12 protein-coding genes and 1 tRNA gene are annotated in these 10,776 nt (G+C 73.7%); 8 read left to right on the top strand and 5 right to left on the bottom strand.

Translation table 11 applies throughout. The features are described 5' to 3' along the window. Positions 1-16: 16 nt before the first annotated feature. Positions 17-90: transfer RNA gene (locus ACZ4U1_RS39930), tRNA-Pro, on the bottom strand. A gap of 105 nt (positions 91-195) precedes the next feature. Between ACZ4U1_RS39930 and ACZ4U1_RS39925 the strand changes: the two genes are divergently transcribed. After that, positions 196-702 carry a DUF309 domain-containing protein gene (locus ACZ4U1_RS39925; RefSeq protein ID WP_467909088.1) on the top strand — a complete coding sequence of 169 codons (507 nt, stop codon included), beginning with the start codon at positions 196-198 and terminating at the stop codon, positions 700-702. 61 nt (positions 703-763) lie between these two features. Beyond that, positions 764-1,555 carry a precorrin-6A synthase (deacetylating) gene (gene cobF / locus ACZ4U1_RS39920; RefSeq protein ID WP_467909087.1) on the top strand — a complete coding sequence of 264 codons (792 nt, stop codon included), beginning with the start codon at positions 764-766 and terminating at the stop codon, positions 1,553-1,555. 525 nt (positions 1,556-2,080) lie between these two features. On the opposite strand, the gene ACZ4U1_RS39915 is transcribed toward cobF, so the two are convergent. Next, on the bottom strand, positions 2,081-2,857 hold the full coding sequence (locus ACZ4U1_RS39915) for a cobalt-precorrin-6A reductase (protein ID WP_467909086.1): 777 nt from the start codon (positions 2,855-2,857) through the stop codon (positions 2,081-2,083). A gap of 70 nt (positions 2,858-2,927) precedes the next feature. On the opposite strand from ACZ4U1_RS39915, the gene ACZ4U1_RS39910 reads away from it, so the two are divergent. After that, complete coding sequence (locus ACZ4U1_RS39910; RefSeq protein WP_467909092.1) at positions 2,928-3,707, top strand: TIGR01458 family HAD-type hydrolase; 780 nt, start codon at positions 2,928-2,930, stop codon at positions 3,705-3,707. Here the strand turns inward: ACZ4U1_RS39910 and ACZ4U1_RS39905 are convergent. From ACZ4U1_RS39905 to ACZ4U1_RS39895, 3 genes are all read right to left on the bottom strand, one after another. Beyond that, positions 3,696-4,469, bottom strand: a complete 774-nt coding sequence (locus ACZ4U1_RS39905; RefSeq protein ID WP_467909085.1) for a sulfite exporter TauE/SafE family protein — start codon at positions 4,467-4,469, stop codon at positions 3,696-3,698. The two genes, ACZ4U1_RS39910 and ACZ4U1_RS39905, sit on opposite strands and share 12 nt — an antisense overlap. 106 nt (positions 4,470-4,575) lie before the next feature. Beyond that, complete coding sequence (locus ACZ4U1_RS39900) at positions 4,576-6,087, bottom strand: long-chain-fatty-acid--CoA ligase (RefSeq protein WP_467909084.1); 1,512 nt, start codon at positions 6,085-6,087, stop codon at positions 4,576-4,578. A gap of 76 nt (positions 6,088-6,163) precedes the next feature. Further along, positions 6,164-7,351 carry a thiolase family protein gene (locus ACZ4U1_RS39895; protein WP_467909082.1) on the bottom strand — a complete coding sequence of 396 codons (1,188 nt, stop codon included), beginning with the start codon at positions 7,349-7,351 and terminating at the stop codon, positions 6,164-6,166. Positions 7,352-7,498: 147 nt separating this feature from the next. Here ACZ4U1_RS39895 and ACZ4U1_RS39890 point away from each other — a divergent pair, with 147 nt between their 5' ends. The 5 genes from ACZ4U1_RS39890 (at position 7,499) to ACZ4U1_RS39870 (ending at position 10,774) form a co-directional block, all read left to right on the top strand. Continuing rightward, positions 7,499-8,308 carry an alpha/beta hydrolase gene (locus ACZ4U1_RS39890; protein ID WP_467909081.1) on the top strand — a complete coding sequence of 270 codons (810 nt, stop codon included), beginning with the start codon at positions 7,499-7,501 and terminating at the stop codon, positions 8,306-8,308. Between the two features lie 84 nt (positions 8,309-8,392). Next, positions 8,393-8,884, top strand: coding sequence for a Dps family protein (locus tag ACZ4U1_RS39885; RefSeq protein WP_467909091.1), 492 nt, complete (start codon positions 8,393-8,395; stop codon positions 8,882-8,884). A 20-nt stretch (positions 8,885-8,904) separates the two neighbouring features. Beyond that, the gene (locus tag ACZ4U1_RS39880) at positions 8,905-9,249 is read left to right on the top strand and encodes a DUF3140 domain-containing protein (RefSeq protein ID WP_467909080.1); all 345 of its coding nucleotides are present in this window, start codon (positions 8,905-8,907) and stop codon (positions 9,247-9,249) included. 13 nt (positions 9,250-9,262) lie between these two features. Then, positions 9,263-9,910, top strand: a complete 648-nt coding sequence (locus ACZ4U1_RS39875) for an HhH-GDP family DNA glycosylase (protein WP_467909079.1) — start codon at positions 9,263-9,265, stop codon at positions 9,908-9,910. Positions 9,911-9,976: 66 nt separating this feature from the next. Further along, on the top strand, positions 9,977-10,774 hold the full coding sequence (locus ACZ4U1_RS39870) for an SAM-dependent methyltransferase (protein ID WP_467909078.1): 798 nt from the start codon (positions 9,977-9,979) through the stop codon (positions 10,772-10,774). Positions 10,775-10,776: the final 2 nt, after the last annotated feature.

Raw genomic sequence — 10,776 nt, 5'->3', positions numbered from 1 at the left:
CGGAGCGATGCTCCCGTCGGGACGACAGGATTTGAACCTGCGACCCCTTGACCCCCAGTCAAGTGCGCTACCAAGCTGCGCCACGTCCCGGTGCCCTCACCCGCGGTGCCCCGCGTGATCGTGCGAACAGAACTTTACCGCACGCCCGGGGGTGCGCCGAAGAAGGCCCGGGCGGGGCGAGGGACAATCGGCGGTATGACGAACGCGGGCGCATCGGATGCCAGGGACCGTGACCTGACCGGGCGGGCCCGGAACGCGCGGCCCCGGGACGGGCTGGGGCGCCCCCTGCCGTACGGCGCCGAGGGGGTTCCCCGACAGCCGGAGGGGGTCCTGCGGGCACCGGAGGAGACGGTCGCCGAGGCGCAGGAGCTGCTGGCCTCGGGGCAGCCGTTCCACGCACACGAGGTGTTCGAGGACGCCTGGAAGTCGGGCCCGGAGGAGGAGCGCGCGCTGTGGCGGGGGCTGGCCCAGCTGGCGGTGGGGCTCACCCACGCGGCCCGCGGCAACACCGTCGGCGGTGCGCGGCTGCTGCGGCGGGGTGCGGGCGCGGTCGAGGAGTGGGCGGCCGAACGGGGCGAGGACCGGCCGTACGGGCTGGACCTGCCGGGGCTCGCCCGGTGGGCGCGGGAGCTGGCCGGGCGGGTGGAGCAGGGCTCCGCCCCGGTGGACCCGCGAGCCGAGGCGCCCCGGCTGGGCCCCTGACCGTCGCAGCGTGTGTGGAGGCGGTGGACGGGCTGTCAGTGGCATGCGGCAGACTCGGGGCGTGCGAAAGATTCATGTCATCGGTATCGGCGCGGGCGACCCCGACCAGCTGACCCTGCAGGCGGTCAAGGCGCTGCGGAGCACGGACGTGTTCTTCCTGCTCGACAAGGGCGAGGTGAAGAGCGATCTCACCCAGCTCCGCCGGGACATGCTGGACGCGCATCTGCCCGAGGGGTCGTACCGGGTGGTGGAGGCCCGGGACCCGGAGCGGGACCGGGCGGCGGGCGGGGCGGCCTACTCGCCGGCCGTCGGGGACTGGCGCAGCGCCCGCGCCGGGATCTACGAGCGGCTGATCGCGGACGAGCTGGGCGAGGACGGCACCGGCGCCTTCCTGGTGTGGGGGGATCCGGCGCTGTACGACAGCACGCTGGCGATCCTGGAGGAGGTGCTGGAGCGCGGGGCGGTGCGGTTCGAGTACGACGTGGTGCCTGGCATCAGCAGCGTCTCCGCGCTGGTCGCCCGGCATCGCACGGGGCTGAACCGGGTCGCCCGGCCGGTGCAGATCACCACCGGGCGGCGGCTGGCCGAGGGCTTCCCGGAAGGGGTGGACGACGTGGTCGTGATGCTGGACGCGCACCAGGCCTTCCGGCGGTACGCCGAGGAGGACATGGACATCTACTGGGGCGCCTACATCGGCACGCCGGACGAGATCCTCGTCTCCGGGCCGATCGCCGAGGCCGCTCCGCGCATCGACCGGCTGCGGGCGGAGGCGCGGGAGCGCAAGGGCTGGATCATGGACACGTATCTGCTGCGCCGACACCCCGCCCGGGACCGCCCGACGCAGGAGAGCTGACCGGCCGGGTACCAACCGCAGCCGCAGGGCCACCGGCCGGGTAACCGACCAGCGCGGGAAGGCCGGCCCGGTACCGACCGAAGCGGCAGGGCTACCGGCCCGGTGCCGACCAGCGCGGGGGTCGACCGGACCCAGGCCGGCCAACGTGGCAAGGCCGACCGGCCGGGTCTCCAGCGGAACCAGAGGGCTGACCCGCCGGTGCCGACCGGAGCGGCAAGGCCGCCACCCGGGTGCCGACCGCAGCGAGAGGGCTGACACGGCCGGGTACCGACCAGCACGCGAAAGCTGCCCCGCCCGGGACCGACCGCAGCGGCAGGCCCACCGGCCCGGTGCCGACCAGCGCGGGGAGGACCGACCGGCCCGGTGCCGACCAGCCGGGGAGGACCGACCGGCCCAGAGCGGACCAGTGCGGCAAAGCCGACCGGACCCAGGCCGGCCAGCGCGGCAACGTTGACCCGCCCGGTGCCCGGCGGAGCGAGAGGGCGGCCCGCCCGGGATCGCCCTGACCGCTGCCCGGGTCGATCCTCAGGTGACCGGTGCCGTGGTTCCCGGGAAGCCCAGTCGGGTCAGCACGCTCGGCACGTCCGGCTCTGCCCGTACGCCCCGCGGGAGCGGGGGGCGGCGGACGACGACCACCGGCAGGCCGAGGTGGCGTGCGGCGGTCAGTTTCGCGGCCGTGGCCTCGCCGCCGCTGTCCTTGGTGACCAGGACGTCGATGCGGTGGGCGCGCAGGAGTTCCGTCTCGTCGGTGACCGTGAACGGGCCGCGGGCCAGGATCACGTCGGTGTCCGGCGGCAGGGGCGGCTCGGGCGGTTCCACCGAGCGGACGAGGAAGTGCAGGCCGGTCAGCCCGGCGAAGGCGGCGAGACCGAGGCGCCCGGTGCTGAGGAACACCCGGCGGCCGAGTCCGGGCAGGGCATCGGCGGCCCCGGCCAGGGACGGGACGTCGTACCAGCGGTCGCCGGGGCCCGGCCGCCAGCCGGGGCGGCGCAGGACGACGGCGGGGATGCCGGTGGCCCGCGCCGCCAGGGCCGCGTGGGCCGTGATCGACGCGGCGAAGGGGTGGGTGGCGTCCACCAGGGCATCCACCCGATGTGTGCGCAGCCAGTCGGCGAGCCCCTCCGGCCCGCCGAAGCCGCCGGTCCGCACCTCGCCGGGCAGCGCCCCGGGCCGGGTGACCCGGCCGGCGAGCGAGGTGGTGACGCGGACGCCCGGCCGGGCGGCGAGGTCGGCGGCGAGGCGGCGGGCCTCGGTGGTGCCGCCGAGGATCAGAACGTGCGCGGGCAGGGGGGTGGCGGGCATAGGGGTGAGCGTACGAGGTCGTACGGGGCGGTCCGGCGGCCGGGTCGCTACGGTCGGGACCATGGAGTCCATGGAGTCCGTGCGGGCCGTTCTGATCGACATCGACGGGGTCCTCACCGTGTCCTGGAAGCCGCTGCCCGGTGCGGTGGCGGCGCTGCGCGCCCTCCGCGCGGCCGGGCTCGGCGTGGCCCTGGTGACCAACACGACTTCCCGGACCCGGGCGTCGATCGCCGAGACGCTGTCGGAGGCCGGTTTCGAGGTGGGCGCGGAGGACGTGCTGACCGCGCCCGCCGTCACCGCCGCCCATCTCGCCGAGCATCATCCGGGCGCCCGCTGTCTGCTGCTCAACAGCGGGGACATCGGGGCGGACCTGGGGGGCGTCACCCTGGTCGAGGAGGGTGCCGACGTGGTCGTGGTCGGCGGGGCCGGGCCCGGGTTCGACTACGCGGTGCTGAACCGGGTCTTCGCCGAGTTGCAGCGGGGTGCGCGGCTGGTCGCCATGCACCGCAACCTGTACTGGCGGACCGATGCCGGGCTGCAACTGGACTCGGGGGCCTTCCTGCTGGGGCTGGAGCGGGCGGCGCGGGTGGAGGCGGAGGTCACGGGCAAGCCGTCCCGGGCGTTCTTCGAGGCGGCGCTGGCCCGGCTGGGGGTGGCCGCGGAGCAGGCGCTGATGGTCGGCGACGACATCGAGTCGGACGTGCTCGCGGCACAGCGGGCCGGGCTCACGGGGGTGCTGGTGAGGACGGGCAAGTACCAGCCGGAGACGCACGAGCAGGCGAGCGGCGCCCCGGACCACGTGGTGGACTCCTTCGCGGACGTGCCGGAGCTGCTGGGGCTAGCGCAGTAGCAGTTGCACTCCGCCCACGACCGTCGCCGCGATCACGAGTTGTTCGAAGAGTCGCTGGTTGATCCGGTTCACAGCCCACTTGCCGAACAACGCACCGGGCACGACGAACACCACGAGCGCGGCGTCAAGGAGCAGGGAGCGCCCGTCGATCAGGCCCAGGCCCGCGCTGAACGGCACCTTCGAGACGTTCACGATGAGGAAGAAGAAGGCGGAAGTCCCTAGGAAACCGAGCTTCCGGAAGCCCGCGGACAGCAGGTACATCGACATCACCGGCCCGCCCGCGTTGGCGACCATCGTCGTGAACCCGCCGAGCACGCCGTACGAGCGTGCCTTCACCCGGCCCGCCCGGGTGCCGACCGCGTCCGGCTCCTCCGGGCTCTCGGCCGTCCGCCGGCGCCACACCGTCACCCCGGCCATCAACAGCAGGATCGCGCCGATCGAGGTCCGTACGATCCCGTCGTCGGCCCACACCAGGAACAGCGTGCCGGCCACCACGCCCGCCGCCACGGCAGGGAACAGCCGCCACAGCGTGGGCCAGTGCGCGTGCCGCCGGTAGGTGAGGACGGCGAGCACGTCACCGGCGATCAGTACGGGCAGCAGCACGCCGGTGGAGGCGCGGGCGGGCAGCACCGCCGCGAAGATCGCGAGACTGACCGTGTTGGCCCCGCTGACCGCGGTCTTGGAGAAGCCGACGAGCAGGGCCGCGCAGGCGAGCGCCGCGAACTCCCAGCCGGACAGGTGCCAGAGCGTCATCGTGTTCATGGAGGAACCGATGCTATGGGCACGCATCCGCACGGCGTAAGCAGCGTCTCACCGGCCGGTCCGGATGCGACGGCCGGTGTTCCGCCCGACGGCCGGTGTGTACCGCCTAACGGCCCGTGTACCGCGCCCGCAGCTCCCGCTTCAGCACCTTCATGCTGGGCCCGAGCGGCAGCGCGTCCGTGAACTCCACGCGCCGCGGGTACTTGTGCTTGCCGAGGTGCTCCTTGGACCACTCGGTGAGCGCGGCGGCGTCCGGGGCGCTGCCCTGTGCCGGGACCACGACGGCGCACACCTCCTCGCCGTGCAGGTCGTCGGGCAGGCCGATGACGGCGACCTGGGCGATCTCCGGGTGGCGCATCAGCACCTCCTCGACCTCCCGCGGGTAGACGTTGTAGCCGCCGCGGATGATGACGTCCTTCTTGCGGTCGACGATCCGCAGGAAGCCCTCGTCGTCCTTGGTGCCGAGGTCGCCGGTGCGGAACCAGCCGTCCACCAGGGCCTCGGCGGTGGCCTCGGGACGGCCGAGGTAGCCGGAGAAGACGTTGTGGCCGCGGATGACGACCTCGCCCAGCTCGCCGGGCGGCAGCAGCTCGATCCGGCCCTCCACCTCGGCGCAGGCGATCTCCACGTCGATGCCCCACAGCGGGTGGCCGATGGTGCCGGCCCTGGTGCCGAACACCGGCTGGTTGACGGTGGCGGTCGGGGAGGTCTCCGACAGCCCGTACCCCTCGTAGACCGTCGCTCCGAACGCGGCCTCGAACCGCTCCAGTACGGCGACCGGGAGGGAGGCCCCGCCGGAGATGCACACCCGCAGCGCGGGGAGCCGGGCGGCGTCGGCGGCGGCCGCCGCGAGCGCGACGAACATGGTCGGCACGCCGTGGAAGGTGTTCACGCCCTCCTTCACCATCAGCTCGATGGCCCGGGCCGCGTCGAAGCGGGGCAGCAGCACGAGCGTGGCGCCGGCCCGCCAGGTGGAGTTGAGCGAGACCGTCTGACCGAAGGCGTGGAACAGCGGCAGCGCGCCGAGGGCGATGTCGTCGGCGCGGATGTCGTTGGCGTCGAAGGCGTTGACGGTCGCGTTCATCACCAGGTTGAAGTGGCTGAGGACGGCCCCCTTGGGGACACCGGTCGTACCGCTGGTGTAGAAGATGACCGCCGGGTCGTCGGCGGCCCGGGTGACGTACGACGGGAGGGGCTCGGCGTCGGCCGCGAGCTTCTCGAACTCGCCGCCCAGGGTGACGGCCCGGACGCCGGCTGCCTCGGCCGCGGCGCGAGCGGTCTCCGCCTGCGCCGGGTGCACCAGCAGCAGGGTGGCCCCGCTGTCCCGCAGGACGTGCTCGACCTCGCCGGGCGACAGCAGCAGGTGCACGGGGACGACGACCCCGCCCGCCGCCGCGATCGCGTAGTAGGCCACCGGGAACTCGGTGGTGTTGGGCGCCATGAGGGCGACCCGGTCGCCGGGCCGTACGCCGAGGCCGGTGAGCGCGCCCGCCTGGGCCAGCGCGCGCTGCCAGACCTCGGCGAAGGTGAGCCGCAGGTCGCCTTCGACGAGGGCGGCCTTGCCGGGGCGGCGCCGGGCGTTCTCGGCGAGGATGGTGGCGACGGACAGGGTGGCCATGGAGTGCTGCTCCGTTTCCTTGCTGCTGCGGCTCGTGTAGCGAATTCCCTGGTGGGAGGCCCCCGTCGGGGACGCTCTAGTGCCTCTCGACCAGCACCGCGGTCCCCTGCCCCACGCCCACGCACATGGTCGCGAGGCCCCGCTCCGCGCCCGTGCGCCGCATCCGGTGCAGCAGGGTGGTGAGGATGCGGGCGCCGGAGCAGCCGAGGGGGTGGCCGAGGGCGATGGCGCCGCCGGTGGGGTTGACCAGGTCGGGGTCGATGCCCAGCTGGTCGACGCAGGCGAGTGCCTGTGCGGCGAACGCCTCGTTGAACTCGGCCTCCTGGAGGTCGCCGGTCTCCCAGCCGGCCCGGGCCAGCACCTTGCGGGTGGCGGGGACCGGGCCGAGGCCCATCACGTCGGGGTGGACGCCGGCGGAGGCGCCCGCGACGTAGCGTCCGAGGGACTCCAGGCCCAGCTCGTTCAGGGCCTCCTCGCTGACCAGGAGGAGGCCGGCCGCGCCGTCGTTCATCGGCGAGGCGTTCCCGGCGGTCACGGTGCCCTCCGCGCGGAAGACCGGCTTCAGCCGGGACAGCTTCTCCAGGGAGGTGTCCTCGCGGACGCACTCGTCGTGTTCGACCACGACGCCGTCGGGGCGCTCGACGGGCAGGAGCTCGTCGTCGAAGTGGCCGTTCTTGCGCGCGGCGGCGGCGCGTTGGTGGCTGCGCAGGGCGAACTCGTCCTGGCGGGCGCGGGAGATGCCGTGCCGGGCGGCGACCTCCTCGGCGGTCTCCCCCATGGAGAGCAGGCCGTGCAGGTCCTTCATGGCGGGGTTGACCAGCCGCCAGCCGAGCCGGGTGTCGTAGGTCTCGATGCGCTGTGGCAGCGCCTCGTCGGGGCGGGGCAGCACGAAGGGGGCGCGGCTCATCGACTCGGAGCCGCCGGCGATCACGATGTCGGCCTCGCCCGCGGCGATGGTGCGGGCGGCGGCGGTGACCGCTTCGAGTCCGGAGGCGCACAGCCGGTTGACGGTGGCGCCGGGCACGGAGTCGGGCAGTCCGGCGAGCAGGGCGGCCATGCGGGCGACGTTGCGGTTGTCCTCGCCGGCCTGGTTCGCGACGCCCCAGTAGACGTCGTCGATCCGGGCCGGGTCGAGCGCGGGCACGTCGGCCACCAGATGGCGGATCACGGTCGCGGCCAGATCGTCGGGGCGGACGCAGGAGAGGGCTCCGCGCAGCTTGCCGATGGGGGTGCGGCGGGCGGCCGCGAAATGGACGGGACGCACGGCTGGGACTCCTGACCTACGACGCTGTGGATCGGACTGGCCTGCACAGCACCAATTAATTAGCACTGCTAGTTTTGGACTATAGACCCCCGACCGCCCCGCTGGGAAGATCCCCCAGGACCTTCACCGAGGCAGCTGGAGGAAAGAATGCCCCACGTCCGCGAGCACGTCCTCGACGGCACCCACGGCGCCCTCGCCGTGCACGAGTGGCCGCACCCGGCACCCCGCTGCCTGGCCCTCGTGGTGCACGGGTACGGCGAGCACGCCGGCCGGTACGAGGAGCTGGCCGGCGTGCTCACCGGGCACGGCGCCGCCGTGTACGCACCCGACCACGCCGGCCACGGCCGCTCGGCCGGGGAGCGGGTGCTGATCGAGGACTTCGAGGACGTGGTCACGGACGTGCACACGGTGGCGCAGCTGGCCCGGACCGCCCGCCCCGGACTGCCGCTGGTCCTCGTCGGCCACTCGATGGGCGGACTGATCACGGCCCGCTACGCCCAGCGGTACGGCGGCGAGCCCAGCGCGCTGATCCTGTCCGGCCCGGTGATCGGCGACTGGGAGCTGCCGGGCCGGCTGCTGGCCCTGGAGGAGATCCCGGACACCCCCGTCAGCCCGTCCGCGCTCTCCCGGGACCCGGCCGTGCGCGCCGCGTACGCGGCGGATCCGCTGGTCTGGCACGGGCCGATGAAGCGGCCGACGGTGGAGGCGTTCGCCCGGACCCTGGAGACCGTCGCCCGGGGCGGTGACGTCGGCCGGCTGCCGCTGCTCTGGCTGCACGGCGACGACGACCGGCTGGTGCCGCTCCCCGGCAGCCGGACCGGGGTGGAGCGGCTGAGCGGCGGTGCGCTGACCGAACGGATCTTCGCGGGGGCCCGTCACGAGGTGTTCCACGAGACGTGCAGGGCGGAGGCCTTCGCAGAGGTACGGGACTTCCTGGACCGGGTACTGCCCCGCTGATCAGCCTGTTTGCTGCCCCGCCCAGCGGGCACCCGCCCCTTCGGACATGACCGTGGACACATGACGAAAGGGGACACGCACACCATGACCGTGGTCAAGAGCACGCTGTCCGAGGACGCGCTCGGTGTCACCGGGACCGCCCTGCAGGAGACCCTGGTCGATCTGCTCGGGCTGTCGCTGATCGGCAAGCAGGCGCACTGGAACGTCGTGGGCCCGCGGTTCCGGTCCATCCACCTCCAGCTGGACGAGGTGGTCGCCGCGGCCCGGAGCCACTCGGACACGGTGGCCGAGCGGGCCGCCGCCCTGGGCGTGCCGCCGGACGGCAGGCCGGAGACCATCGCGGCGACGTTCGCGCTGCCCGGCACCAAGGACGGCTGGCTGCGCGACACCGAGGTCGTGGAGCTGATGGTCTCGGCGCTGGAAGCGGCCGTCACACGGCTGCGTGAGCGGATCGAGGCGACCGAGAAGGCCGACCCGGTCACCCAGGACCTGCTGATCTCGGTCACGGCCGACCTGGAGAAGCAGCGCTGGATGTTCGAGGCGGAGAACCACCCGCGCGACGACGCCGCCAGCTAGCACACCGGAAGGGGAGACCCATGGCCGACGCCCGCGAGATCGAGGCGCTCTGGGACGACTTCCACCGCGTGGTGAACATGACCTCGGCGGAACTCTCGGCCTGGCTGAAGGTCCGGGACGCCGACGAGGAGACGGAACCGCTGCCGGAACAGGCGGGGACACCCACCGGGCAGCACGTCCTCGCCATCCTGCAGAAGCGCCGTACCGACCTCACCGACGACGACGTCCGGATCATGCACAAGGTCGTGGACACCGTCGGCGAACTGGTCGACCTGGAGAACGAACCCGAGCCGGAGACGACGCCGGAGGACACCCGCCGTCGGCACCGGCTGATGACGCTGGGCCACGACCCGCTCAAGCCCTAGCCGGAGCCCGACCATGAACCGGGACGAACGGGTCGTGCACGAGCTGGTGTCCGCGTACGGGCGGACGTACGCCGATGAGGCGGGCATCCGCCTGAAGGACACCCCGCAGCCGCTGTACCGGCTGCTGGTGCTGTCCCTGCTGCTCAGCGCGCGGATCCGGGCCTCCGTCGCGGTGGCCGCCGCCCGGGCCCTGCACGAGGACCACCTGGACAGCCCCCGCCGGATGGCCGAGGCCGACTGGCAGCAGCGGGTGGACGCGCTGGGCCGGGGCGGCTACCGCCGTTACGACGAGCGTACGGCCACCCAACTCGGCGACGGCGCCGAGCTGTTGGCCGAGCGCTGGGGCGGGGACCTGCGCCGGCTGCACCGGGAGGCGGGCGGCGACGTCGGCACGCTGAAGGAGCTGCTCCAGGAGGAGCCGGGCATCGGGCCGGCCGGCGCCGACATCTTCCTGCGGGAGGCGCAGCGGGTGTGGCCGGATGTCGCACCCTACCTGGACGCCAAGGCCCTGTCCGGCGCGGAGCGGCTGGGCCTGCCGAAGGACCCGGAGAAGCTCGCCGAGCTGGCCGGGAACACCCAGCCGGCCGTGCTGGCGGCCGCGTTGGTGCGGGCGGCGCTCGACAAGGAGGTGGCCGAAGACTGTCTGCGCCGCGCCGCATGATCGTGTCAGACTGCTCCCGCACGTCCCGGACCGACCACCGGGACCACCGGCGGTGAGGAGCGGCGCGTGACGGGGACCGGCCCGGAGATCCAGGACACGATCGACACGACCCGGCCGCATCCGGCCCGGGTGTACGACTGGTTCCTCGGCGGCAAGGACAACTACCCGGTGGACGAGGAACTGGGCCGCCGGATCGCGGCGATCGACGGGGGCGCCCCCAAGGCCGCCCGCGCCAACCGGGCGTTCATGCGCCGGACCACCCGGGCGCTCGCCGCGGAATCGGGCATCCGTCAGTTCCTGGACATCGGCACCGGCATACCGACCGAGCCGAACCTGCACCAGATCGCCCAGTCCGTGACCCCGGACGCCCGCGTCGTCTACGTCGACAACGACCCCATCGTGCTGGCCCACGCGAACGCGCTGCTGCGCGGCACCCCGGAGGGCGTGACGGAGTACGTGCAGGCCGACGCCCGCGATCCGCACGCCATCCTGGAACAGGCCGCCCGCGTCCTGGACTTCGACCGCCCGGTGGCCCTCTCCCTCATCGCCCTGCTCCACTTCGTCGCCGACGAGGACGGCGCCCACGGCCTGGTGGACACCCTGGTCGGCGCGCTGGCACCGGGCAGCGCCCTGGTCCTGTCCACGATGACCGCGGACTTCGAGCCGGAGAACGTGCGGAAGGGCATCGCGGCCTACGCGGCGGGCGGGGTGACGCTGGTGGCGCGTTCGCACGCCGAAGTGGGCACCTTCTTCACGGGGCTCCGGCTGCTGGAACCCGGGATCGTGTCGGTGGCCGAGTGGCGGCCCGAGGAGGCGCCCGACGGACCGATCTCGCTGTACGGCGGGGTCGCGGTCAAGCCCTGACC

It is taken from the genome of Streptomyces sp. NPDC028928, assembly GCF_055564915.1.
The sequence above is the reverse complement of the archived record's forward strand: the minus strand, read 5'-3'. Positions and strand labels throughout refer to the sequence as shown.

What these genes read in the sequence shown, in the direction of transcription:
- ACZ4U1_RS39925 (WP_467909088.1), top strand. Translation starts at nt 196, where the DNA reads ATGACGAACGCGGGCGCATCGGATGCCAGGGACCGTGACCTGACCGGG.
- ACZ4U1_RS39915 (WP_467909086.1), bottom strand. Translation starts at nt 2,857, where the DNA reads ATGCCCGCCACCCCCCTGCCCGCGCACGTTCTGATCCTCGGCGGCACC.
- ACZ4U1_RS39910 (WP_467909092.1), top strand. Translation starts at nt 2,928, where the DNA reads ATGGAGTCCGTGCGGGCCGTTCTGATCGACATCGACGGGGTCCTCACC.
- ACZ4U1_RS39905 (WP_467909085.1), bottom strand. Translation starts at nt 4,469, where the DNA reads ATGAACACGATGACGCTCTGGCACCTGTCCGGCTGGGAGTTCGCGGCG.
- ACZ4U1_RS39900 (WP_467909084.1), bottom strand. Translation starts at nt 6,087, where the DNA reads ATGGCCACCCTGTCCGTCGCCACCATCCTCGCCGAGAACGCCCGGCGC.
- ACZ4U1_RS39890 (WP_467909081.1), top strand. Translation starts at nt 7,499, where the DNA reads ATGCCCCACGTCCGCGAGCACGTCCTCGACGGCACCCACGGCGCCCTC.
- ACZ4U1_RS39885 (WP_467909091.1), top strand. Translation starts at nt 8,393, where the DNA reads ATGACCGTGGTCAAGAGCACGCTGTCCGAGGACGCGCTCGGTGTCACC.
- ACZ4U1_RS39880 (WP_467909080.1), top strand. Translation starts at nt 8,905, where the DNA reads ATGGCCGACGCCCGCGAGATCGAGGCGCTCTGGGACGACTTCCACCGC.
- ACZ4U1_RS39875 (WP_467909079.1), top strand. Translation starts at nt 9,263, where the DNA reads ATGAACCGGGACGAACGGGTCGTGCACGAGCTGGTGTCCGCGTACGGG.